This window comes from Amycolatopsis sp. NPDC049691 (assembly GCF_040675005.1).
In the GTDB taxonomy this organism is placed as follows: domain Bacteria; phylum Actinomycetota; class Actinomycetes; order Mycobacteriales; family Pseudonocardiaceae; genus Amycolatopsis.
In genome coordinates, this window is the sequence record NZ_JBFANX010000039.1 from 1 (window position 1) to 21,127 (window position 21,127).

A 21,127-nucleotide genomic window follows, 5' to 3' on the forward strand; every position below is an offset into this window, starting at 1 on the left:
TCGCAATCCACACCGAACCCGGAGGCCCTCCCTCACACCAAGATCATCCGATCACGTGTCACCACGATCGCAACCTCCCCGGGCAGTACACCTAGGCGAGCCGCTCCACGGCGTCGCGGGCTTCCTTGAGGTCCGCGCCGGTGTTCTCGCGGTAGAGCTTGATCGCCTGGATCTTCTTCCCTTCGCGCAGCAGCGCGGTGACCTCGGCGAGCCCCGGCTCTTCGACGGTCACCCCGAGCTGGGCGACGATGGCGTCCAGCTTCCGTTCCATCCGGCCGAGCCGGCGGCTGAGCCTGCGTTCGGTGGCCGAGGAGCCCAGCCCGACGACCGCGACGAGCAGGACGACCCCGAGCAGCAGCATCCCGTAGTCCATGGCGGGTCATGCTACGTGCGCCGAAACCGTCGGTGCCCGCGGTTAAGGTGGCCCGCATGACGACTTTGCCGGATCGCCCCAACACCGCCCTGCTCGTGGTCGACGTCCAGAACGGCGTGATGAAGGAGGCCCACGACCGCGCGGCGGTCCTGGCGAACCTCGTCGCGCTGGTGGAGAAGGCCCGCGCTCGCGAGGTTCCGATCGTGTGGGTGCAGCACACGAGCGACGAGCTGCCGCGCGGGAGCGAGGTGTGGGAGTACGTGCCGGAGCTGGTGCGCCGCGAGTCGGAACCCTTGGTGCACAAGGAGTACGGTGACTCGTTCGAGGACACGGACCTGGAGTCGGTGCTGGCCGCGCGGGGCATCGGGAGGTTGGTCGTGGCGGGGGCGCAGACGGACGCTTGCATCAGGTCGACGTTGCATGGGGCGTTCGCTCGGGGTTACGACGCTACTTTGGTGGCGGACGCGCACACGACGGAGGATTTGTCCGCGTACGGGGCTCCCTCGCCTGGGGCGGTTATCGCGCACACCAATTTGTATTGGGAGTACCAGACCGCTCCGGGGCGGACCGCTGGGACCGTCAAGACCGCTGATGTGGACTTTGGGGTGGCTGCTTCGGTTTGAGGTTGGGCCGGGGGGCCGGGGGGCCGGGGGGCCGGGGGGGGAGGTTAGCGGAGCGGGCGTTGGTTGGTCCGGTGTGCCCGGCGGGTGCCTGAACCGTTGCCGGCACCGGCCGAACTCGCGCGCGAGTTGCTTCCCGGCGCGCCGGCGCGGTGCGGCGAGCGCAACCTCGCCTGGACGGCCTTCGGCACTCGCCGAACTCCCGCGCGCGAGTCACTGCCCCTTTGCGCCACCGGACTCACCCGCGGCCGCGTCACTGGGCCTCCAGGTGCTCCGGATGACGCTGCCACCGGGAAATCGACTCGGCGTCGCGGTCGTACCGGACCGTCAGCTCGCGCCCGTCGGCGCCGATCCGGGACTCGCGCCCCAGGTAACCCGGCTGGGCGCGACCGAGCTCGCCGATCCGCGAGTCCACCTCCGCGGAGCCGGACACCGGCGGAGCCCAGGTGCGCCCGGCCGGAAGCCCCAAGCCGATTTCACGCTCCGCGCAGGTGGTCGCGCAGCTCCCGGGCCACCCGGGCCATCAGCACGTCCGCCTCCGGCTGCAGCACCGCCGGGACCCGCGACTCCGTCAGCGCCACCACGCCGAACACCCGGCCGTCCGCGTGCTCGACCACGCCGGCCTCGTGGCGCAGGTTCAGCAGCGTCCCCGTCTTCGACGACCAGCGCGCCGCGTCCGAGGCGAAGTCCGGGGTCAGCCGGTGGCGGATCACGTTGTGCGCCATCAGCTCCCGCACGCCCGCCGCGACCGCCGGGTCGATCCGGGACGGCGTCCACAGCGCCTGCAGCAGGTCGAGCACCGCCCGCGCCGACGCCGCGTTCGCGCGCGTCACGTCCAGCTGGGCCAGCCGGTGCCCGCGGCCGGCCGTGCCCGCGCCGATCGCCAGTGCGTGCGCCAGGTCCACCTCGCCCGCGTCGAAGCGCTCGGCCGGGGTGTCGACGAGGTCCGCCATCAGGTGGCGCACGGCGATCCCGGACAGTCCCCACCCCTCGAGCGTCCGCATGACGGCGGCCGGCGGGGTCAGGCCGAACAGGACGTCGGCCGCCACGCCGTCGCTCAGCGCCGTGCTCAGGTACAGCAGGTCGTCGACGGCGATCCGGGCCGGGTGGCGGAACCGCGTCAGCCCGATCGGCCCGGGCGTGGTGACCCCGCCGGGCGCGACCTCCAGCTGCGTAGCGCCGTCCAGCTCGCCCCGGCGGATGCGCTCCAGGGTCGCCGCCGCCAGCGGGACCTTCACCAGGGACGCGATCGGGTACACCCGGTCCGGGTCGATGCCCAGCTCGTGCCCGGACCGCAGGTCGCGGACCAGGAACGACCCGCGCAGCCCGCCGTCGTCCAGCTCGGCCCGCAGCTGCCGGACCAGCGCTTCCGCGCTCACGCCTCCGCTCCCAGGCACCGGCCGACGGCGGCGGTGAGGCCATGCAGCCGACCGGCGTCCTCTCCCAGCGCCGCCGCGACGGCGAACCCGCGCGCCAATGCGACCTCGCCGACCGGCCGCCAGTGCAGCCCCAGCTCCGCGGCCTGCGCCCGCGAGCACAGCAGGAGGTCCGCCGAGCCGAACACCGCCGCGGCCGCCGCCGTCAGCGATCCGGCCACCGCCACCTGGGCGGGCCGCAGCCCCACGGCGTCGCGGGCCCGCAGCAGCGGATCGCGCACGTGCGGGACGTCGTCCTCCGGCTGGATCCGGACGTGCCGGCGCGGGCCGCCGGTCCGGCCGGTGCGCAGCGTCTCCAGGTGCACGACCCGCGCCTTCGGGGCGACCACCCCGGCCAGGCCCAGCGGCACGGACCACGCGCCCTCCTCGGCCGGGACGGCGACGAGCGCCGCCCGCACCTCCTGCGTGCGGACGAGCTCGGCCCGCTCCCCCGGCGGCGCGACGCGGAATTCCAGGTGGACCTCCAGCGCGCGGGCCTCGGCGGCGAGCTCCGCCAGCTCGCGCACCCCGCAGGTGTCCGGGACGGCGACGCGCATCGGCCGCAGCCGCGCCCGCCGGGCGTCGTGTTCGAGGGTGTCGGCCAGCTGCACCAGCCGTTTCGCCGACGGCAGGACGTCCCGGCCGAACGGCGTCAGCCGCGCCCGCCGGGTCGAGCGGTCGAAGAGCCGCTCGCCGAAGTGCCGTTCCAGCGCGGCGATCCGCCGGCTGGCCACCGGCTGCGGGATGCGCGCGACCGCCGCGCCCGCCGTGAAGCTCCCCGCCTCGCTCACGCTCACGAACGCTCTGCAGCCGCCGACCAGGTCCACGACCGCACTTTATGCGAATCCGGCATCGAATCGCACGTTTCCGTCTTGGACAGCATGAGCGAAGCCGGTGAAACTGCGGAGGTCGTCCAAGATCGGAAAGGGTGTCCCGTGCCGTTGTCCTCCCTCCGCCGGACCGCGCTCGCCGCGCTGGTCCTCGTCACGCTCACCGCCTGCGCCGCCGAAGCACCGGCTCCGGCAGCGACGCCGGCACCGGCACCGGCCACCGCCGCCGCTGCGCAGGCGGACTTCGCGCCGCTGGAGCGGGAGTTCGACGCGCGCCTCGGCGTGTACGCCGTCGACACCGGCTCCGGCCGCGAACTCGTCCACCGCGCCGACGAACGCTTCGGCTACGCCTCGACGCACAAGGCCTTCTCGGCCGCCGCCGTGCTCCAGCGCACGAGCCTCGACGGGCTCGCGAAGGTGCTGAAGTACACCCGCGCCGACCTCCAGGAGAACTCCCCGGTCACCGAAAAGCACGTCGGCACCGGCATTTCCCTGCGCGACGCGATCGACGCCGCCCTGCGCTACAGCGACAACACCGCGGCGAACCTGCTGTTCCGGGAGCTCGGCGGGCCGCAGGGGCTCGCCGCCGCGCTGCGCGGGATCGGCGACACGACCACGCACGTGGACCGGATCGAGCCCGGCCTCAACGACCTGGCGCCGGGCGACATCCGCGACACCAGCACCCCGCGGGCGATGGCCACGACCCTGCGCGCCTTCACCCTCGGGAGCGCGCTGCCGCCGGAGAAGCGGACCGTGCTGACGGACATGATGCGCGCCAACCTGACCGGCGCGGCGCTGATCCGCGCGAGCGCCCCGGCGGGGTGGACAGTCGCCGACAAGACCGGCACCGGCGAATACGCGACGCGCAACGACATCGCCGTCGTCTGGCCGCCCGGGCGCGCGCCGATCGTGCTGGTGATCATGTCCGACCGGAAGACCGAGCACGCCGACCACGACGACCGGCTGATCGCCGCGGCGGCGAAACTCGCGTTCAGCGCTCTTCGGTGAGGACGCGCGCCCGCAGGTCGACGCCGTGGGTGCCGACGATCTCCGCCCGGACGAGCGAGCCCGGTTCGGGTGCCTCGTCCGGGAACGTCACGTGCCCATCGACCTCGGGGCCCTGGTGCGCGGCCCACCCGCGCGCGCCGGTTCCGACGACCACCTCGGCGACGCTGCCGACCCGCTCCGCCGCGCGGCGGGAGACCACTTCGTCGGCCAGCAGCGACAGCTCCTCGACGCGCTCGGCGAGCACCGGGGCCGGCACCTTGTCCGGCAGGCCCGCGGCCTCGGTGCCGTCCTCGTCCGAGTAGCCGAAGACCCCGGCCGCGTCCAGCCGGGCCTGCTCCAGGAACCGCTTGAGCTCGGCGAAGTCGGCGTCGGTCTCGCCGGGGAAGCCGGCGATGAAGTTGGAGCGCACCCCGGCGTCCGGCGCCAGCGCCCGGATCCGGTCGAGCAGCTGCAGGAACCGTTCGCGGTCGCCGAACCGGCGCATCCGGCGCAGCACCGGCCCGCTCGCGTGCTGGAACGACAGGTCGAAGTACGGCGCGACCCCCGGTGTGCCGGCGATCGCCTCGAGCAGCGTCGGGCGCAGCTCGGCGGGCTGCAGGTAGCTGACCCGGACGCGGTCGGCGACGCCGGCGAGTTTGGGCAGCAGCTTCTCCAGCGCCTGCAGGTCGCCGAGGTCCTTGCCGTACGACGTCGAGTTTTCGCTGACCAGCACCAGTTCCCGCACGCCGTGGCCGGCCAGCCACTCGGCTTCGGCGAGGATCTCGGCGGGCGGCCGCGAGACGAACGCCCCGCGAAAGCTCGGGATCGCGCAGAACGTGCACCGCCGGTCGCAGCCCGACGCCAGTTTCAGCGACGCGATCGGGCCGCCGCCGAGCCGGTGCCGCAGCACCCGCGGGCCGCTCGCCGGCCCGTGCCCCGGCACGTGGGCCACGGTCGCGGCCGGCCGCTGCGCCGGGGTGATCGGCAGCAGCGTCCGCCGGTCACGCGGGGTGTGCGCGGGCCGCGTCCGGCCATTGAGGACGTCCTCGATGCGGGCGCCGATCTCGGGGTAGTCGTCGAACGACAGGACGGCGTCGGCCTCCGGGAGCGCGTCGGCGAGTTCGCGGCCGTAGCGCTCGGCCATGCAGCCGACGGCCACGACCTTCGCGCCCTTGCCGGACGCGGCGAGGACCGTGTCGATCGACTCCTTCTTCGCGGCTTCGATGAAGCCGCACGTGTTCACCACGACGACGTCGGCTTCGGCGCCGGGTTCGGCGAGCTGCCAGCCCGAGCCGCCGAGCCGGGCGGCGAGCTCGTCCGAGTCGACCTCGTTGCGCGCGCAGCCCAGGGTGACCAGGGAAACCGTGCGCACGGCGATCAGTACGCGACGATGGCGACGGTCGGCGGGTTCGAGTCCCCGATCGCGGAGACGATGTCGCCCCGGCCGGGCCCCGGGTCGCCGATCGCCCGGGTCTGCACCAGCACCGGCGCGTCGACGGCCGGTGCGACGGCGTTCAGGGGCAGGTAGGCGGTGACGACCAGGCCGCTCGCGAGCAGCACCCGGGCGATCTTGCGGCGCCGGTCGCCGGAGTCCCCGACGCTGACGCAGGTACCCCACTGCTGCCCGGCGGGCGCTTCCGGAGTGCTTTCCTGACGGCGACGGCGTTCTTCGGCCATCCGCTCGAGCATGCTCACGACTTCCCCCTGGAATCCGGTGCCGGGTCGGCCCGAGAATCGCACGCCGCGCGAAACCGCCTCAAGACCTTGGCCGGAAGCGGTCAGTGACCACCGAACAGCTGCCGGACCTCGGTTTCGACGTCGTCGAGCCAGCCGGATCGCTGCTGTTGGTCCGCATCGGCGACCACCCGCAGGACGAGCCGGCGCACGGACGGCTCGCCGAGGTAGGGCGCGAGGCACCGCCGCCAGATCGCGTCGAGCGGGTCGCCGAAGAGCGTCCGCTCGCGCTCTTCGGTCGTGTCCGAGGTGTTCACGACGAGCAGCCGGCGCACCGAGAGCAACGGCTCCGGCGCGCCGCCGGCGTCGTCGAGGCGGTAGGCCACGCCGGGGACGAGGATCCGGTCGAGCCAGCCGCTCAGGATGGCGGGCGGCTTGCCCCACCAGTTCGGGTGGACCGCGACGAGCCCGCCCGCGTCCCGCAGCTCCGCGCGGTGGCGGCGCACCAGCGGGTCCGGTTCGGCGGCGAGGAACTCCTCCGCGCGCGTCCCGCTGGTGTAGGCCTCTTCGGCCCGGAGCACCGGGTCGAAGCCCTCGGCGTACAGGTCGTGGAAGCACACCTTCCGCCCGGCGCGGGCCAGCGTGTCGCGGACCCGTCCGGCGAGCGCGTGGTTGAAGCTCCCTGGCCGGGGGTGGGCCAGCAGGACCACCACCGGCCGGGACTCGTCGTCGATCACCGCGTCAGCTTGCCACGGCGGCCGGGCGGTTCAGCCGGCGTTCGCCAGCAGGCCCGGCCCCGCGGGCGCGCTCTCCATCAGGCAGCGGTGGCACGGCATCCCGCGCAGCCCGTCGAGCACTTCGGCATCGCCGGGGTAGATCGCTTCACCGCACAACGCGGTCAACCGGGCGGGCACCGCGCCCGCGGCGGGAACGGGGATCAGGTGGCAGACGCGTCTGCTCTCGCCGACGACGCCTCGGCGTAGCCGCACCAACGCGAGCATCCCACCGTTCTCACCCATAGCCGAAAGGTAGGCCGAACGGCTCATCCCGGCTTCGTGCCCGCGCACCAACGATCTTCGCGACCGGTGGTCCGGGATACCAAAGTCAGGCCGGCGACAGCACCGCCGCGCCCAGCCGGTGGCTCAGGTTCAGCGCGAGCTCGACGTCCAAGCGGCTCTCCGCGAGCTCGCGCGGCAGCAGCTCCTGCGCCTTGCGGACGCGGTACTGCACCGAGTTCTTGTGCATCGTCAGCTCGCCGGCGGCCGCGGTGTAGCTGCCGCCGGACGCGAGGAACACGCGCAGGGTGTCGCGCAGCCGCCCGCAGTTCTCGTCGTCGGCGCTCAGCGGCCCGAGCGTGCTCGCGACCCACAGCCGGGCCGCGTTGAGATCGGTCGTCATCAGCGCCACCGTGCCGACCTCCCGGAAGGTCAGCACGCGATCGCAGTGCTCGCCGGCGGCCAGCGCCAGCGCGTGCACCCGGCGGGCCTGCTGGTGGGTGTCGCGGAAGCCGGCGACGCCGGTGCCGGGATCGCCGACCGTCACGCGCACGCCCGGGTCGGCCTCCGCGAGCACCGCGTCGAGGTGCTCGCGAGCGACCGACGCGACCGGCAGCCACGCCCAGGCGCCCGCTTCGTCGCGGGGCACGAACAGCGGCCGCCCGTGCCCGCCGGCGCGCTCGAGCACCGCCCCGGCGACCGACTCCAGGTGCGACAGCACGTCGTGGGCTTCGGAGGCGTGCCAGACGACCATCCCGACGTGCGTGCCGCGCAGCCGGTAGCCGATGACCGCCTCCGCCGCGTCGACGTCGGCCGGGCCGCCGTTCTCGCCCAGCAGGTCCAGCACCTTGGCCGCCCGCGCGGCGCTCCGGTTGAGCAGCCACTTGTCGCGTTCGTCCTGGTAGACGCTCACCAGCTGGCGCACCACCCGCGTGATGAACTCGTAGGCGACCTTGAGCAGCCGCCGCATCATGGCCCCGAGCAGGGCGGCGTCGTCGACGTACCGGATGCACTCCTGGAACCCGAAGTCGAGCATCGCGGCCTGCCCGAGGTCGTACGCCCGGATCAGGTCGAACACCGGGGTGCCGCGCTGGGCCAGCCGGCGCGCGTACTCCACGGCCGCGGCCGGCGGCTCGACGTTGGCGGGATCGATGCCGTGCTGGAAGATCTGCAGCGCGGTCTCGATGTTCTGGTAGACGCTCGCCGACAGCAGGCTCACCATGCGCTCGTCGTCGTTGACCAGCTGCGGGAGGTCGGCCGCGTACAGCTGCACCAGCTCCCCGGCCAGCTCGGTCGCCCGCTCCGCCAGGGTGGCCGCGATGTGCCGGATGCGCTCGGAGACGGCTTCTTCGTCCACCATGGAGCCACTCTACGGGGTGATCGATCAAGCTCGGCCGAGGAACTCGTGGATCAAGGCGGACGTTTCGGCCGGGGCCTGAACGTGCGGTCCGGGAGGACGTCATGCACCCGCTTCAGGACGGCGAACGGCTGCTGTGGTCGGGCCGGCCGCAGCGCCCGCGACGCTGGTTTCCCGAGCACACCGTCATGCTGGTCGGCACCGTGCCTGCAGACCCGCCGCGCCCGTGCCTTCGCGACCACCTACCTGGTGACCGATCAGCGGATCATCTTCGCGGCGCAGTGGCCGAGCGGGGCCGAGTACCGCTGGGTGTGGCTCGGCCGGCTCGGCCCACCGCGGGTCGAGGCGGACGACCGGGGCGTTGGGACGATCACCTTCGGCACGAGCCGGTGGACCCGCCGGCAGCCGGCGAACAACCCGCAGACCGGCGCCTGGGCCCCGTTCGCGCCGGACCTGCACGCGATCGCGGACGCGCCGCGGGTCGCCGAGCTGATCGCCGCGGCCCGCAGCGCACTGCCCCGCCATTAATCCGAAAAGAATCGGAAACAATCACGAAACCCGGACCACGGAACCAGCTGGTCTGGACCACCGGTCGAAGATCACCCGGATGGCGGTTTCCGCTTTCCTCGCAGGGCAAATCAATAGGTCCAGACCACTGAGTCAACCCCGGTTCCGCATTTGATTCGGAAAACCGGTTAAGCAACTTTCGGGGGGTGTGTGACCTTCTCACGGGCGGTATATCTGGTGCCACCGAATCCGCACCGGCCGGCCGCACCAGCGGCCGGCTCGATGCCGCCCCCGGAGGCTCCCATGCACCGCCTGGACCCGGCCCGCGACCACGTCATCGGGCTCTACCGGATCGTGATCGGCTTCCTGTTCGCCTGCCACGGCGTGAAAACGCTCTTCGGCGTGCTCGGCGCCAAGGCGCCCGCCGCGGTCGGCGCGTGGCCGGGCTGGTGGGCCGCCCTCATCCAGCTCGTCTGCGGCGCCCTGATCTGCCTCGGCCTCGGCGCCCGCGCGGCGGCGGTGCTCGGCTCCGGCTCGATGGCCTTCGCGTACTTCACCGTGCACCTGCCGACCGGCCTGCTTCCCATCCAGAACGGCGGCGAGGCGGCGACCCTGTTCTGCTGGGGCCTGCTGGTCGTGGCGTTCGTCGGCCCGGGCCGCTTCGCACTGGGCAACCTGCCGGCCCTGCGCCGAACCCCGCCGGAACCGGCGCGAGCCCGCGTCACGGCCTAGGGGCGCGAGATCCCGACGCCGCTGCGCGCGTCGGCGCCGTACTTCGCCAGCTCCCGCGCGAGGTCGAGCGGTCCGCTCTTCGCCCGGTCCTCTTCGGTCAGCAGGTCGCGCGGGATGATCCAGACGACTTCGAACTCGAGCCCGCTGGGATCCTTGGCGTACAACGACTTCGTGGTGCCGTGGTCGGACGAGCCGACCAGCGCGCCCGCCTCCCGGAGGCGGCCGGCGAGCCGCTCGAGGTCGCCGAGGGTGTCGACCTCCCACGCCAGGTGGTACAGCCCCACCGACGTCTGGCCCGCGCCCGAGTCCGCGGCGTGCGCACCGAGCTCGAACAGGCCGAGGTCGTGGTCGTTGGTCGAGCCGGGCGCCCGCAGGAACGCCGCGCCGCGGTGGATGTCGCCGTCCTCGATGTAGTCGAAGCCCAGCACGTCGCGGTAGAAGGCGACGCTTTCGGCGAGGTTCCGGACGTACAGGACCGCGTGGTTGAGACGGAAGATCGACATCGACGGCCCCCGCGCGCAACTCGGTTGAAGTTTCAACCGAAGGGTAGCACGAAGGACGCCACCCAAAGCCGGCCGAGCCAGGCCGCGTACCGCTCGTCGGACCACCCGAGCCGCTCGACGAGCTGGTGCCACAACGTCCCGTCCGTCGTGGCGAACAGCACGTCCCGGCACTCCTGCTCGCCGACGTCCGGCTGCACGGCGGCCGCGGCCTCGCGCGCGTGCCCGCCCATGCTCTCCAGCCGCTGCCGGTCGATCTCGGCGAACAGGGCCCGCGGCTCCGGGCGCTCGAGCATCGGCACGTCCTCGTCGTCGCCGCCGACGGTCACGTCCCAGGTCCGGTGCAGCAGCGCCGGCTTGTGCTTGAAGGCCGAGTAGACGGTCTCCGGCGCGACGCCCGCCTCGGCGGCGACGTCCGCGATGGTCGTCCGGCCGTAACCCTTGGTGACGAACAGGGTGTGCGCGGCGGCCAGGATGCGCCGCCGGGTCTCCCTCGCCTGCGCCATGCCATCACCCACCGAAGAGTTCCTGGCCGAACCGGCGCCCGATGCTCCGCTCAACTCTCGGTAGGTCCGGTGACCGACCGGGCGACAAACCTTCGACACCGGATCGAGGCCCTGGTCAGGCGGGCCGGCGGTTCGTAGGGTGAGTCCACCGCAGGGCACCGTGTCAGCTGTCCCGCGGGCGGTGATGCCCCCGGATCCGACCTTTCCCCGAAGCCAAGTCCCGGGGCATCACCGCAACCACCCCCTTTAGCCCTCCGGTGGCCGAGTCGCGGGCGGACTCGCGACGGCCACCCGCTCCGAGCCGCGCCCGCACTGCCGAGCCTCGAGCAGCCCGGCGCGCCGACGGCCGAGCCAGCCCCCGTACCGCCGAGCGCGAGCAGCCGGGCCACCGCCGGCGAGCCGGCACCGTCCGCCGCCCCGCAAGCCCCCGGCCACCGCCCGAACCGCTTCCGGCAGCCAATCCAGCCCACCGAGCACTTTCGCCCGAACCCACCTCACGCTCATTTACATACATACACCATGTATGTATCCTCACTCGCATGACAACACGCAGCGAATCCCTGGGCCAGGAGCGCCGAATCCGGCTGCCGGCCGGCGAGGTGCGGTACTTCGAGCGGGGCGAAGGCGCCCCCGTCGTGTTCGTCCACGGCGTCCTGACGAACGCCGAACTCTGGCGGAAGGTCGTCCCGGACGTCGCCGCGGCCGGGTTCCGGTGCATTGCCCCGGATCTGCCGCTCGGCTCGCACGACCTGCCGATGCGCGCGGACGCCGACCTGTCCCCCACCGGCGCCGCCGACCTCATCGCGGACTTCCTCGACGCGCTCGGCCTGCGGGACGTCACGCTCGTCGCGAACGACACCGGCGGCGCGCTGACGCAGATCATGCTCAGCCGCCGCCCGGACCGGGTCGCGCGGGTCGTGCTCACGCCGTCCGACTGCTTCGAGTACTTCTTCCCGCCCATCTTCAAGGCGCTGCCGCCGATCGCGCGGATCCCCGGGTCGATGGCGGTGCTCGGGCAGCTGCTGCGGATCCGCGCGCTGTACCCGCTGCCACTGCTGTTCGGCTGGGTGACCAAGCGGCCGCTGCCGGACGCCGTCGCGCGGGCCTACCTCGGGCAGCTGCGGAAGTCGGCCGGGGTGCGCCGGGACCTGCGCAAGCTGCTGCGGGACGTCCACCCGCGCCACACCCTCGCCGCCGCCGGAGCACTGCGGACCTTCGACCGGCCGGTGCTGCTCGCGTGGGCCACCGAGGACAAGCTGTTCCCGATCCGCCTGGCCCACCGGCTCGCGGCGCTGCTGCCGGACGCGAAGCTCGTCGAGATCGCGGACGCCTACACGTTCGTGTCCGAGGACCAGCCCGCCGCGCTGGCCGGGCACATCGTCGAGTTCGCGGGCGTCATGGCAGATTAGGCGGGTGCGACGTACCCAGCAGGACCGTTCCGCCGGCACGAAAGCCGCACTCGTCGCCGCCGCGCGCGAACTGTTCGCCGCCCGCGGTTACCAGGCCGTGCCGGCGGACGAGATCACCCGCGCCGCCGGTGTCACCCGCGGCGCGCTGTACCACCACTACGCCGACAAGCAGGGCTTGTTCCGCGCCGTCGTCGAAGAGCTGGAACGCGAACTGACCGAAGAGATCCGGGCCGCGTTCGCCGGCGGCGCCGACCCGCTGACCGGCATGCTGCAGGGCCTCGGCGTCTTCCTCGACGCGTGCCTGCGCGAAGAGGTCCGCCGCATCTCGCTCACCGACGCGCCCGCCGTGCTCGGCTGGGACGTGTGGCGCGAGATCGAGGCGGAATACGGCCTCGGCCTGATCGTCAGCGTGCTGGAGCAGGCCAGGGCGGACGGGCTGATCGTGGAGCTGCCCGTCCGGGCCCTGGCCCAGCTGGTGCTCAGCGCGGTGATGGAGGCGGCCAGGATGATCGCCGCCTCCGACGACCCTGCCCGGACCCGCGCCGAGGTCCAGCAGGTCCTCGGCGGCTGGCTCGCGAGCCTGCTGCGGACCTAGCGCGTCCGGTAGGTGCTGAGGATCGCGGACCCGACCGGGGTGGTCGACACGAGGTCGAGGTCGGCGGGCGTGTCGAAGAGCCGCCGGCCGGTGCCGGCGACGCTCGGGAAGACGAGCACGCGGTACTCGTCGACGAGGCCGTGGCGGGCGAGGGTCTGGGCGATCCCGACCGAGCCGATGACGACGACGTCCCGTTCCTCGCGCTCGACCGCGTCGACGAGATCTCCCCGCAGCAGCACGGAGTTCTGCCACGCGGACACGTCCTGGAGGGTCCGCGACGCGACCAGCTTGGCCGCGGCGTTGAGGCGGTCGGGGAACTCGCCCGAACGGCCCGGCCACAGCTTCGCGAACAGCTCCCACGTCGTCCGGCCGAGCAGGAGGACGCCGGTGTCGAGCAGCGTCCCGAGCCGGAACTTGTCCCCGGCCACGGCCTCCGGCCCGTGCCGGAAGGCCCAGCCGCCGGTGGCGGTGCCGCCGGAGCCGTCCGGGTCCTCGGCGACGCCGTCCAGGGTGAGGAACTCGGCGACGATCACGCTCATGACTGCTCCCGGTGTTGTGCGCCGCGCCCTGGTGGCGCGGCCTCACCGGTACCTACCGGCGGCGGCCGCCGGATTCATCGGCCGCCGCCGGATCGGTTTCGCTACGCCGTGACGAGGGACAGGCCGTAGGTCTGCAGGATCTCGTTCACCGGCTGGAACCACGTCTCGCCGCCGGAGCCGCAGTTGCCCCAGCCGCCGGAGGTGACGCCCTGGGCCTGGTCGCCCGTGATGAACGAGCCGCCCGAGTCGCCCGGTTCGGCGCAGACGTTGGTGCGGGTCATCTGGTAGACGGCACCCTGGGAGTAGTTGACCGTCTCGTTGAGCCCTTCGACGACACCGCAGTGCCAGTGCGTCGTCGACCCCGAGCGGCACACCGACGTGCCGACCGGCGCGACCCACGAGCCGCGGACGAGCGCGTCGCTCACCGTGCCCCAGCCGAGCACCACCGGGGCGGTCCACCAGCCGTTGCCGATGCGGATGAACGAGTAGTCGTTGCCCGGGAAGGACGAACCGGCGAAGCTGCCCATGGCCGAGCCGTCCCAGCCGACCACCGAGCTGCCCACGCCGCCGCAGTGCCCGGCGCTGACGAAGCCGCCCTGCACGGAGAAGCCGATCGAGCAGCGGGTGTTGCCGTTGATGTAGTACGGGTCGCCGCCGACGGTCCCCGCCGAGAACGGCTCGGCGGCCGGCGCGGTCGCGACGGTCACCGGGCCGGCTTCGCGGGCTTTCGCGAGGAAGGCGTCGACGTCGGCGCCGTGCGCGCCCGGCCGCAGGGTGACGACGACGCTGCCGGCGCGCGGGTCGGTGCGCCAGCCGCTGACGGCCGCCGGGGCGGGGTTCGCCTTGGCGGCGGCGTCGATCGCGGCCTTCGCGGCGTCGAGCTTGGCCGCGCTGACCTTCGCCGGCACGGCTTCGGCACCGGCCTGCCGGACGGCCCGCGCCGCGGCCGGGTCGGTCACGCCGACGACCAGCTTGCCGAGCGCGGGATCGAACCACGCACCGCCGAACGCGGCCCCGGCGGCCCGCTGGGCGGCCGGCATGACCCGGGCGGCGGTGACTTCCTGGCCGAGCCGGGTTTCGGCCTGGGCGGCGGTCAGGCCGAAGTCCCGCTGCATGGCGGCGATCAGCCCGGGCGACGCGACGGCCGGGCTCAGGGAGGAGGAAGCGAGGGACGCGGTCAGGACGGCGGCGCCGCCGAGGGCGAGGGCGATTCTTCGACGCATGAGGTCTCCTTCGGGCAGGGGGAAAGAAACACACCGTGCGCCGAGTGTGCGGGCGCCCGCGGAGGTGGTCCAGAAATGTCCGGTCTTCTGTCCGGAATTCGCGGAGGCGAACGACTGTCCATTGCGGACTACCGACATGGATGCGTTGGGAGGCAAGGGGTTTTCGGCGCGCGAAGGAAGCGCGAACCGGTGTCACCGTCCGCGCCGACGAAGGTCTGGACCAAGTACAGCACGCGACCGGCGGCCGCGAGGGGAACCAGAGTCTGCCGGGCAGCAGACGTGCATGACCGTCCCCCGGCGCCGGCTCGGCGAGGGGCGCCGTTGACAGCCTGGCGCCGCCACCGCCAGAATCGTATTTCCTATAGGATTACGCACCAGGGGGAACGTTGACCGTCGTCACGCACGCCGAAGCCTTTCTCGTCGACGTGGAGGTCGAACAGACCCGGACCGACGCCGTGCAGGCGTTCACCTCGCAGGAGACCGTCTTCGTCGAGCTGACCACCGCCGACGGGAACACCGGGCTCGGCTACTCCTACACGATCGGCACCGGCGGCAGCTCCGTCGTCGCCCTGCTGCGGGACCACCTGCTCCCCCGGCTCACGGGCCGCGATTCACGGCTCGTCGAAGCGCTGTGGCGCGACCTCTTCGCCGCGACGCGGGCGACAGCCGTCGGTGCCATCACCTCGCTCGCCCTCGCCGCCATCGACACCGCACTGTGGGACCTCAAGTGCCGGCGGGCGGGCGAACCCCTGTGGCGCGTCGCCGGCGGGTGCCGGCCGCGCGTTCCCCTCTACGACACCGAAGGCGGCTGGCTGCACCTGAGCACCGAAGAGCTCGTCGCGGGCGCGAAAGCCGCCGCGACCGCGGGCTGGGGCGGAGCCAAGGTGAAGATCGGCAGGCCCGACGACCTCGAGCGGCTCACGGCGGTCCGCGAGGCCGCCGGGCCGCGGTTCGACCTGATGGTGGACGCGAACCAGTCGATGACGGCCGCCGACGCCGTCCGGCGGGCCGCCGCGTTCGCCCCGCTCGGCCTGTTCTGGCTCGAGGAGCCGCTGCCGGCCGACGACGTCAGCGGGCACGCCCGGCTCGCCGCGGCCACCGCGATCCCGGTCGCCGTCGGCGAGTCGCTGTACTCGGTCGCGCAGTTCCGCGAGTACCTGCACCGCGGCGCCGCGTCGGTCGTGCAGCCCGACGTGGCCCGGGTCGGCGGCATCACGCCGTGGCTCAAGGTCGCGCACCTGGCCGAGGCCTTCACCGTCGACGTCTGCCCGCACTTCCTCATGGAACTGCACGTGAGCCTCGCGGCGGCCGTGCCGAACGGCCGGTACGTCGAGCACATCCCGCAGCTGCGCGCGATCACGCGGACCGAGCTGACCGTCGAAAACGGGCACGCGGTTCCTCCGGAAACCCCCGGGCTCGGAATCGACTGGGACCGCGACGCGATGGACGACCGCCGCACCTTCTGAAATCAGATTTCGTCGACCTGGTAGGCCACCACCCGCGCCGGAACCAGCAGCGCGCCCGAGCATTCCGCGACGGCGGGACCGAATCCGTAGGGCACGAAATCACCGGCCACGAACCAGAACGCACTGCCGTTCGCGCAGTGCGCGATCACGCGGTAGCCGTACCCTTCACCGGGCAAGCAGCTGACCGAAACGCCCTGGCCGAAGAGGGTTCCGTACCGCTCGCCGAAACAACCGGGTGGCGCGAAGTCGCCGCCGGCCGCGGCCGCGGGCACGACCGACAACCCGAACAGCGAAAACACCGCAACCCCGAGAACCGCCAATTTCCTTCGCATGAACACTCCTCAGCACACCGGACCTGACATTATGCAGCGTAGAAGCGCGGAAGAATTACCGGCAATTCATCGGGCCAGTGAATACGCGCGCAGCGGAAAGTCACCACACTGCTCCATCCGGGCTAGCCCGCGACCCTGGACGGATGGCGGACGGGGTCGCAATTCCTCAGTGGCTGACGCAAACCCGATCGCGGCCGGCTTTCTTCGCCGCGTAAACGGCCTTGTCCGCGGCGCCGAGCACCTCGTCCACCCCACGACCCGCGGCCGGGTGCACGGCCACCCCGATCGACACCGAAAGCCCGGTGATCCGCGTCCCGTCCGCGGCCACCACGGCCAGCGCCGCCACCGCGTCGCGGATCCGCTCGGCGACCGCGACGGAGTGCACCCGCCCGATGCCCGGCAGCAGCACGACGAACTCCTCCCCGCCGAACCGGCCGACCGAGTCGTAGACCCGCACCTCGTGCCGGACGGCATCGGCGACCGCCCGCAGGACGTCGTCGCCCGCCAGGTGCCCGTACGTGTCGTTGACGCGCTTGAAGTGGTCCAGGTCGAGCATCAGAATCCCGCAGTCGCCACCGGCGCCCGCCGCCCGGCCCAGCTCGGCTTCGGCCCGCGCCCGCCACTCCGCGATCGCCAGCAGGCCGGTCTTGGGGTCGCGGGCCCGCAGCTCCAGCCGCCGTCCCAGCTCGCCGCGGTGCAGCAGCACGACCGGCAGCACCAGCAGCGGGACCAGCCACGGCCGGTCCGGCAGCAGCGCCGCCACCGCCAGGCCGAGGCACAGCGTCGCCGCGTCGAGCAGGTTCTCCGACAGCGACCCCGCGAGGGACAGGAACGGGCGGCCCGGGTCGTGGAGCTTGAACCCGATCATCACGAGCAGCGTGTTGACCAGCGCGAACGCGCCGGCGGCCGCGACCGGCCCGGCCACGGCGGCGACCGAACCGGCCGCGAAGACGGTGATCACGTAGGTCGCGGCCGAGCAGGTCGCCCGGTACACCCTGCTGCCGGGCACCCCGCCCGCCGTGCGCAGCCAAAGGTGCCCGTAGACGAGCACCGTGAGAACGGCGGCCAGCACGGCCGGCAGCACCAGTGCCGCGGCGAAGAACCACACCGACGCGACGCTGACGTGCGGGTTCCGAGCGAGGAACCGGCGCATCCGTTCGGCCTTCGCCGACAGCTCGGTCTGCGCGACCGCCGAAGCGAGCAGGACGGCGAAGAAGCGCCACTCCCGCGGAGCCGGTTCCGTCGCGGGCACGGCCAGGAGCAGCAGCGCGACGGCGGTGACCTCGACCGCCAGGTAGTAGGGCACGACCCCGGGCGGCGCGGCGCGGTAGGCGAAACGAGACTCCCCCTGCTGATCCACTTACCCTCCCGTGACCGTGGATCGGCCGGGCTCCCCCGCCCGGCGGCTCCAGGATAGGCGCACCGGGCGCGTCCCCGGAAGCCTCCGGCCGGAGTGTCCTCAGTGGACGGTCAGCGGGCGAACGCGGTCAGGAAGCGGTCGCGGAAGGAGTCCATCTTCCAGACCGGCGCGTGCGCCGCCGGGTGCAGGCCCTCGGTCCAGCCCCAGCCGGAGATGCGGTCCAGCACCTTCGGGTCCTTGGCGACGATCGTGATCGGCACGTCGTGCACCGCGCCCTGCGGGGTGACGACCGGCGGCTGGTGGTCGCCGAGGAACACCAGGACCGTGTTCTCGTCGCCGTAGTGCTGCATGAACGAGATGAGCGTCTTCAGCGAGTAGTCGGTGGCGTCGCGGTAGGCGTCGCGGATCTTCGCCGGGTCCTTCCAGACCGACTCCGGCGCCTCGCCCGCGGCCGGCTGCGGCGCGAAGACCGAGCCGTCGCCGACCTGGTTCCAGTCCACCAGCCAGGGCCGCGGCGACCAGGGCGCGTGGCTCGAGACGAGGTCCACCTCGGCCATCACCGGCTTCTGCGCGGACTTCGCGAGCTCGGTGCGCTGCAGCATCGAGAGCGTGAACTGGTCGGGCATGGTGGCGTAGGCGTAGCCGGGCCCCTGGTAGCCGACGTGGTGGGCGTCGTAGTAGGCGTCCGGGTGGTAGAACTTCTGGCCCTCCGGCCAGTCCTTGGTGTGCGCCGGGACGTCCCACACGGTCTTCCAGCCGGCTCGCTGGAACGCGCCGCCGAGGGTCAGCCGGTCGCTGCCGAGGAGGTCGTTGTAGCGCTGCTGGTTGTCGATCCACATGCCCGACTGCACCGTCGAGTGGGCCAGCCAGCTGCCGCCGCCGAACGTCGAGGAGGAGAGGAACGCGCTGCGGGCGCCGATGCCCGCGGCGCGCAGTTCGGCCGTTCCCGCGTCGAGCGTCGCGCCGATCTTCGTACCGATGGCGGGGTCGTCCAGCGCGACCCGGCCGTAGCTCTCGACGAAGGTGAGCACGACGTTCTTCCCGCGCAGGCCGCCCAGCAGCCGGTCACCGGGGGTGGTGCGGAACGCGTCCTCGGCGGCGACCTCGCCGAACGGCCGCTGCTCGCGCAGGTCGGCGCCGACCTGGCGCAGGTCGCCGTAAGCCAGCGCGGCGGCGCTCTGCGCGGCGAACGGCTGGCCCGGCGCGATCTCGACCCCGAACACCGCGCACACGATCCAGACCACGCCGAGCACGGCCACCACGCGCGTCGCGCCGGTCCGGCGCCCGGCCGCGAGCCGGCTCAGCCGCAGCATCGCCAGCACCATGAGCACCACGACGGCGACCGCGAGCACCCCGGCGCCGGCGAGCGCGGCCATCGCGCCGGCTTCGCCGATCTGCCCGGCGAGGAACTCGACGCCGGCGCTGAAGAAGCTCCAGTCGTAGACCGGGTCGAACGGCTTCTCCAGCGTCGCGTAGAAGCCCGTGTCCAGCGCCTTGAGCACGACGAGCAGGCCCAGCGCCAGCCCGGTGAGCACCGCCACGACCCGCCGCGGCCGCGGCGGCAGCACCAGCACGAACGCGGCGATGACGATCCCCTCGACCGGCACCCGCACCAGCGCTTCGGCGGAGAAGGAGCTGAGGTCGTCCGGCGCGAGGAGCGCGAACAGCACCAGCAGCGCGGCGAGCGCGGTCACGACCACGCCGGCGACGGCGTGCCGCCGCCCGGTCCGGGGCAACCCGAAGTCGGGCAGCGGCGCGACGGCTGGGACGGACTTTCCAAGCATGCGGGCCTCACGTCGTTCGCGGCGGTGACCGACCGGCCCGTGCGGCGGGACCGGCGATCCTCACCCGGTATACGGGCTCCGGTCCCGCGTGGTTCAAGCGGGCGGCCAGTCGTACAGCTTTTCCGGGACGATCCGGACGATCAGCCGCTGCGCGTCCGGTTCCGGCGGCGGCGTCTTCCCGCCCATGTACCGGTCGTACATTTCGTGCAGCAGCACCTTTTCCGGGTCGTCGGTGATCTCGACGGTCCCCCGGATCTCGGCGTACCGGCCGGGGTGGCTCGACACGAGCAGGCTGACCCGCGGGTCGCGTTCCATGTTCCGGGTCTTCAGCCGCCCCTTGATGGTGCTGAAGACGACGGTGTCGCCGTCGCGCTTGACGAAGATCACCGAGGACTGCGGCCGCCCGTCGGCGTTCGCCGTGGCGAGCACCGCCGTGTGCGGGCCGTCGAGCACTTCGCGGGCGGCGTCGGTCAGGGGCACGCTCATCGGGACGTCCTTTCGGGGGTTTCGGACAGCCACTGCCGGAAGGTCAGCAGGCCGGGGTGCAGTTCGCGGACTTCGGCGGGATCGCGGGCTCCCGCATACGCGGTTTCGAACTCGCGGGTGAACCGGAACATGTTGGCCAGCGCTTCGGGGAAAGCGTCCAGGGGGACGTCCTGGAATCGCACGGGTTCGCCGAGCGATTCGGCGAACCCGGCCGCGAGTTCGGTGCCGGTCAGGTTTTCGCCGGTGATGCTCACCGTTTTCCCGGCCAGTTCCGGGCGCCGGAGGATCGCGTGGGCGCAGCGGCCGATGTCGGCCACCGCGATGCCGGGCAGCCGCGCGGACCCCAGCGGCAGCGCCAGCACGCGGACCCCGTCCTCGCCCCGGCGCGGGCCGCCGCCGTCGAGGAGGTTCTCCCAGTAGAACGCGGTGCGCAGGAACGTGGCCGGCACGCCGGCGAACTCCGCGTCGGCGGCGCCCTTGGCGTCGTAGTGCGGGACCAGATAGCCCCCGGGCAGCACCGGGAAACGCTCGTCGCCGGGTGCCACGAACGTCCGGGTGTCCTCGAACGTCGACCACACCACGTGCGCGACCCCGGCCCGGCGGGCCGCCGCGGCCATCGTGGCGGCGTGGGCGGTCTCCCGTTCCGGTGGGTGTTCCTGGGCGGCGGTGACGCAGAAAGCGCCGTACGCACCGGTGAACGCCGCCTCGACGGAGGCGGGGTCGTCGAGGTCCGCGGTCACGACCTCGGCGCCCAGCCCGGCCAGTTCCTTCGCGCGCGGCGAGCCCGCGTCGCGCGTGAGGGCCCGGACGGTGAAGCGGCTGTCCGGGTCCGCGGCGATCGAGCGGACCAGCCCGCCGCCCTGCCGCCCGGTGGCGCCGACGACGGCGACCACGCGTTTCTCTTTCGGGGAAATGCTCATGCCCGTACCGACCCGGCCCGGGCGGCAAAGGAATCGGTCGCTACCCGAACTCCCCGGTTCCAAACCCGGGCGGGCGGCTTTCACCCGGGAAAGGGGCGGTAATACCCACGACAGGTGAGTGGATACGGCCATTCGGTTGCGGGCCGCCCGGGCCGGTGTTCTCCTCGGGGTGTCCGAAGATCGGATTCCGAACGGAGGCACCCGATGAACCTGTTCGACAAGGCCAAGGAAGCGCTCGGCAAGCACCCGGACCAGGCCGACCAGGGTGTGGACAAGGCCGCCGACGCCGCCAAGCAGCGGTTCGGCGAGCACGCCGACAAGATCGACCAGGGCTCGGAGAAGGTGAAGGACTACCTGCACAACCAGGGCGGCGGGCAGCAGGACGCGCCCCCGCAGTGAGCCGCGCCGGCCGTCGCCGCCGCACCGGACCCGGCGCGGCGGCGGACCGGCCGGACCGGGGCCGGGTGATCCCGCCCAGCCGTCCGGGGGAAGCACGCTTCGCTCCCCGCCCGGCTGG

Annotated in this window: 26 protein-coding genes; 8 read left to right on the top strand and 18 right to left on the bottom strand. The window is 72.9% G+C overall.

From position 1 onward, the window contains the following. Positions 1 to 91: 91 nt before the first annotated feature. On the bottom strand, positions 92 to 373 hold the full coding sequence (locus tag AB0J40_RS46125; RefSeq protein ID WP_364466800.1) for a hypothetical protein: 282 nt from the start codon (positions 371 to 373) through the stop codon (positions 92 to 94). Between the two features lie 56 nt (positions 374 to 429). Between AB0J40_RS46125 and AB0J40_RS46130 the strand changes: the two genes are divergently transcribed. Then, complete coding sequence (locus AB0J40_RS46130) at positions 430 to 996, top strand: cysteine hydrolase family protein (protein ID WP_364466802.1); 567 nt, start codon at positions 430 to 432, stop codon at positions 994 to 996. 250 nt (positions 997 to 1,246) lie between these two features. Here AB0J40_RS46130 and AB0J40_RS46135 read toward each other — a convergent pair whose 3' ends face one another. From AB0J40_RS46135 to AB0J40_RS46145, 3 genes are read right to left on the bottom strand one after another with little or no spacing between them, the layout of a single operon-like run. Next, entirely contained in the window at positions 1,247 to 1,426 is a 180-nt protein-coding gene (locus AB0J40_RS46135; RefSeq protein WP_364466804.1) for a hypothetical protein, read from the bottom strand. 43 nt (positions 1,427 to 1,469) lie between these two features. After that, positions 1,470 to 2,372 (bottom strand): serine hydrolase, encoded by a 903-nt coding sequence (locus tag AB0J40_RS46140; RefSeq protein ID WP_364466806.1) that lies wholly within the window; start codon positions 2,370 to 2,372, stop codon positions 1,470 to 1,472. Next, the gene (locus AB0J40_RS46145; protein ID WP_364466808.1) at positions 2,369 to 3,235 is read right to left on the bottom strand and encodes a LysR family transcriptional regulator; all 867 of its coding nucleotides are present in this window, start codon (positions 3,233 to 3,235) and stop codon (positions 2,369 to 2,371) included. The genes AB0J40_RS46140 and AB0J40_RS46145 overlap by 4 nt, the downstream gene beginning before the upstream one ends. 108 nt (positions 3,236 to 3,343) lie before the next feature. Here AB0J40_RS46145 and bla point away from each other — a divergent pair, with 108 nt between their 5' ends. Further along, positions 3,344 to 4,246 carry a class A beta-lactamase gene (bla, locus tag AB0J40_RS46150; RefSeq protein WP_364466810.1) on the top strand — a complete coding sequence of 301 codons (903 nt, stop codon included), beginning with the start codon at positions 3,344 to 3,346 and terminating at the stop codon, positions 4,244 to 4,246. Here bla and rimO read toward each other — a convergent pair. The 5 genes from rimO to AB0J40_RS46175 form a co-directional block, all read right to left on the bottom strand. Further along, positions 4,230 to 5,606, bottom strand: a complete 1,377-nt coding sequence (gene rimO / locus AB0J40_RS46155; RefSeq protein ID WP_364466911.1) for a 30S ribosomal protein S12 methylthiotransferase RimO — start codon at positions 5,604 to 5,606, stop codon at positions 4,230 to 4,232. The two genes, bla and rimO, sit on opposite strands and share 17 nt — an antisense overlap. Beyond that, positions 5,603 to 5,920 (bottom strand): hypothetical protein, encoded by a 318-nt coding sequence (locus tag AB0J40_RS46160; RefSeq protein WP_364466811.1) that lies wholly within the window; start codon positions 5,918 to 5,920, stop codon positions 5,603 to 5,605. Before AB0J40_RS46160 ends, rimO begins: the two co-directional genes overlap by 4 nt. 83 nt (positions 5,921 to 6,003) lie before the next feature. Next, on the bottom strand, positions 6,004 to 6,636 hold the full coding sequence (locus tag AB0J40_RS46165) for an NAD(P)H-dependent oxidoreductase (protein ID WP_364466813.1): 633 nt from the start codon (positions 6,634 to 6,636) through the stop codon (positions 6,004 to 6,006). 30 nt (positions 6,637 to 6,666) lie between these two features. After that, complete coding sequence (locus AB0J40_RS46170; RefSeq protein ID WP_364466815.1) at positions 6,667 to 6,918, bottom strand: hypothetical protein; 252 nt, start codon at positions 6,916 to 6,918, stop codon at positions 6,667 to 6,669. 85 nt (positions 6,919 to 7,003) lie between these two features. Then, positions 7,004 to 8,254, bottom strand: coding sequence for a helix-turn-helix domain-containing protein (locus AB0J40_RS46175; RefSeq protein WP_364466817.1), 1,251 nt, complete (start codon positions 8,252 to 8,254; stop codon positions 7,004 to 7,006). Between the two features lie 246 nt (positions 8,255 to 8,500). Between AB0J40_RS46175 and AB0J40_RS46180 the strand changes: the two genes are divergently transcribed. Beyond that, the gene (locus AB0J40_RS46180) at positions 8,501 to 8,779 is read left to right on the top strand and encodes a hypothetical protein (protein WP_364466819.1); all 279 of its coding nucleotides are present in this window, start codon (positions 8,501 to 8,503) and stop codon (positions 8,777 to 8,779) included. 282 nt (positions 8,780 to 9,061) lie between these two features. Further along, positions 9,062 to 9,490, top strand: a complete 429-nt coding sequence (locus AB0J40_RS46185; RefSeq protein ID WP_364466821.1) for a DoxX family protein — start codon at positions 9,062 to 9,064, stop codon at positions 9,488 to 9,490. Here AB0J40_RS46185 and AB0J40_RS46190 read toward each other — a convergent pair. Continuing rightward, positions 9,487 to 9,993 carry a VOC family protein gene (locus AB0J40_RS46190; protein ID WP_364466823.1) on the bottom strand — a complete coding sequence of 169 codons (507 nt, stop codon included), beginning with the start codon at positions 9,991 to 9,993 and terminating at the stop codon, positions 9,487 to 9,489. The genes AB0J40_RS46185 and AB0J40_RS46190 overlap by 4 nt on opposite strands. Positions 9,994 to 10,025: 32 nt before the next feature. Continuing rightward, positions 10,026 to 10,496 carry a helix-turn-helix domain-containing protein gene (locus AB0J40_RS46195; protein WP_364466825.1) on the bottom strand — a complete coding sequence of 157 codons (471 nt, stop codon included), beginning with the start codon at positions 10,494 to 10,496 and terminating at the stop codon, positions 10,026 to 10,028. Between the two features lie 539 nt (positions 10,497 to 11,035). On the opposite strand from AB0J40_RS46195, the gene AB0J40_RS46200 reads away from it, so the two are divergent. After that, entirely contained in the window at positions 11,036 to 11,905 is an 870-nt protein-coding gene (locus tag AB0J40_RS46200) for an alpha/beta hydrolase (protein ID WP_364466826.1), read from the top strand. A gap of 4 nt (positions 11,906 to 11,909) precedes the next feature. Beyond that, positions 11,910 to 12,500 carry a TetR/AcrR family transcriptional regulator gene (locus tag AB0J40_RS46205; RefSeq protein WP_364466828.1) on the top strand — a complete coding sequence of 197 codons (591 nt, stop codon included), beginning with the start codon at positions 11,910 to 11,912 and terminating at the stop codon, positions 12,498 to 12,500. Here the strand turns inward: AB0J40_RS46205 and AB0J40_RS46210 are convergent. Beyond that, on the bottom strand, positions 12,497 to 13,039 hold the full coding sequence (locus tag AB0J40_RS46210; protein WP_364466830.1) for a dihydrofolate reductase family protein: 543 nt from the start codon (positions 13,037 to 13,039) through the stop codon (positions 12,497 to 12,499). The two genes, AB0J40_RS46205 and AB0J40_RS46210, sit on opposite strands and share 4 nt — an antisense overlap. 101 nt (positions 13,040 to 13,140) lie before the next feature. Further along, entirely contained in the window at positions 13,141 to 14,262 is a 1,122-nt protein-coding gene (locus tag AB0J40_RS46215; protein WP_364466832.1) for a S1 family peptidase, read from the bottom strand. A 386-nt stretch (positions 14,263 to 14,648) separates the two neighbouring features. Here AB0J40_RS46215 and AB0J40_RS46220 point away from each other — a divergent pair, with 386 nt between their 5' ends. After that, positions 14,649 to 15,728 carry a mandelate racemase/muconate lactonizing enzyme family protein gene (locus AB0J40_RS46220; RefSeq protein ID WP_364466833.1) on the top strand — a complete coding sequence of 360 codons (1,080 nt, stop codon included), beginning with the start codon at positions 14,649 to 14,651 and terminating at the stop codon, positions 15,726 to 15,728. Between the two features lie 2 nt (positions 15,729 to 15,730). Here the strand turns inward: AB0J40_RS46220 and AB0J40_RS46225 are convergent, their stop codons facing one another. The 5 genes from AB0J40_RS46225 to AB0J40_RS46245 form a co-directional block, all read right to left on the bottom strand. Beyond that, the gene (locus AB0J40_RS46225; protein ID WP_364466835.1) at positions 15,731 to 16,060 is read right to left on the bottom strand and encodes a hypothetical protein; all 330 of its coding nucleotides are present in this window, start codon (positions 16,058 to 16,060) and stop codon (positions 15,731 to 15,733) included. A 166-nt stretch (positions 16,061 to 16,226) separates the two neighbouring features. Continuing rightward, the gene (locus AB0J40_RS46230; RefSeq protein ID WP_364466837.1) at positions 16,227 to 17,420 is read right to left on the bottom strand and encodes a GGDEF domain-containing protein; all 1,194 of its coding nucleotides are present in this window, start codon (positions 17,418 to 17,420) and stop codon (positions 16,227 to 16,229) included. A 110-nt stretch (positions 17,421 to 17,530) separates the two neighbouring features. Next, complete coding sequence (locus AB0J40_RS46235) at positions 17,531 to 19,204, bottom strand: sulfatase-like hydrolase/transferase (RefSeq protein WP_364466839.1); 1,674 nt, start codon at positions 19,202 to 19,204, stop codon at positions 17,531 to 17,533. Positions 19,205 to 19,297: 93 nt separating this feature from the next. Then, positions 19,298 to 19,690 (bottom strand): PPOX class F420-dependent oxidoreductase, encoded by a 393-nt coding sequence (locus tag AB0J40_RS46240; protein ID WP_364466841.1) that lies wholly within the window; start codon positions 19,688 to 19,690, stop codon positions 19,298 to 19,300. Further along, positions 19,687 to 20,610: an NmrA/HSCARG family protein gene (locus AB0J40_RS46245; RefSeq protein WP_364466843.1), complete on the bottom strand. Its 924-nt coding sequence runs from the start codon at positions 20,608 to 20,610 to the stop codon at positions 19,687 to 19,689. Before AB0J40_RS46245 ends, AB0J40_RS46240 begins: the two co-directional genes overlap by 4 nt. Before the next feature lie 204 nt (positions 20,611 to 20,814). Here AB0J40_RS46245 and AB0J40_RS46250 point away from each other — a divergent pair, with 204 nt between their 5' ends. Continuing rightward, positions 20,815 to 21,009, top strand: a complete 195-nt coding sequence (locus AB0J40_RS46250) for an antitoxin (protein ID WP_364466844.1) — start codon at positions 20,815 to 20,817, stop codon at positions 21,007 to 21,009. Positions 21,010 to 21,127: the final 118 nt, after the last annotated feature.

Coding starts and splice junctions, on each gene's coding strand:
- AB0J40_RS46125 (WP_364466800.1), bottom strand. CDS start 373: ATGGACTACGGGATGCTGCTGCTCGGGGTCGTCCTGCTCGTCGCGGTC.
- AB0J40_RS46130 (WP_364466802.1), top strand. CDS start 430: ATGACGACTTTGCCGGATCGCCCCAACACCGCCCTGCTCGTGGTCGAC.
- AB0J40_RS46170 (WP_364466815.1), bottom strand. CDS start 6,918: ATGGGTGAGAACGGTGGGATGCTCGCGTTGGTGCGGCTACGCCGAGGC.
- AB0J40_RS46175 (WP_364466817.1), bottom strand. CDS start 8,254: ATGGTGGACGAAGAAGCCGTCTCCGAGCGCATCCGGCACATCGCGGCC.
- AB0J40_RS46185 (WP_364466821.1), top strand. CDS start 9,062: ATGCACCGCCTGGACCCGGCCCGCGACCACGTCATCGGGCTCTACCGG.
- AB0J40_RS46190 (WP_364466823.1), bottom strand. CDS start 9,993: ATGTCGATCTTCCGTCTCAACCACGCGGTCCTGTACGTCCGGAACCTC.
- AB0J40_RS46195 (WP_364466825.1), bottom strand. CDS start 10,496: ATGGCGCAGGCGAGGGAGACCCGGCGGCGCATCCTGGCCGCCGCGCAC.
- AB0J40_RS46200 (WP_364466826.1), top strand. CDS start 11,036: ATGACAACACGCAGCGAATCCCTGGGCCAGGAGCGCCGAATCCGGCTG.
- AB0J40_RS46210 (WP_364466830.1), bottom strand. CDS start 13,039: ATGAGCGTGATCGTCGCCGAGTTCCTCACCCTGGACGGCGTCGCCGAG.
- AB0J40_RS46215 (WP_364466832.1), bottom strand. CDS start 14,262: ATGCGTCGAAGAATCGCCCTCGCCCTCGGCGGCGCCGCCGTCCTGACC.
- AB0J40_RS46225 (WP_364466835.1), bottom strand. CDS start 16,060: ATGCGAAGGAAATTGGCGGTTCTCGGGGTTGCGGTGTTTTCGCTGTTC.
- AB0J40_RS46235 (WP_364466839.1), bottom strand. CDS start 19,204: ATGCTTGGAAAGTCCGTCCCAGCCGTCGCGCCGCTGCCCGACTTCGGG.
- AB0J40_RS46240 (WP_364466841.1), bottom strand. CDS start 19,690: ATGAGCGTGCCCCTGACCGACGCCGCCCGCGAAGTGCTCGACGGCCCG.
- AB0J40_RS46245 (WP_364466843.1), bottom strand. CDS start 20,610: ATGAGCATTTCCCCGAAAGAGAAACGCGTGGTCGCCGTCGTCGGCGCC.
- AB0J40_RS46250 (WP_364466844.1), top strand. CDS start 20,815: ATGAACCTGTTCGACAAGGCCAAGGAAGCGCTCGGCAAGCACCCGGAC.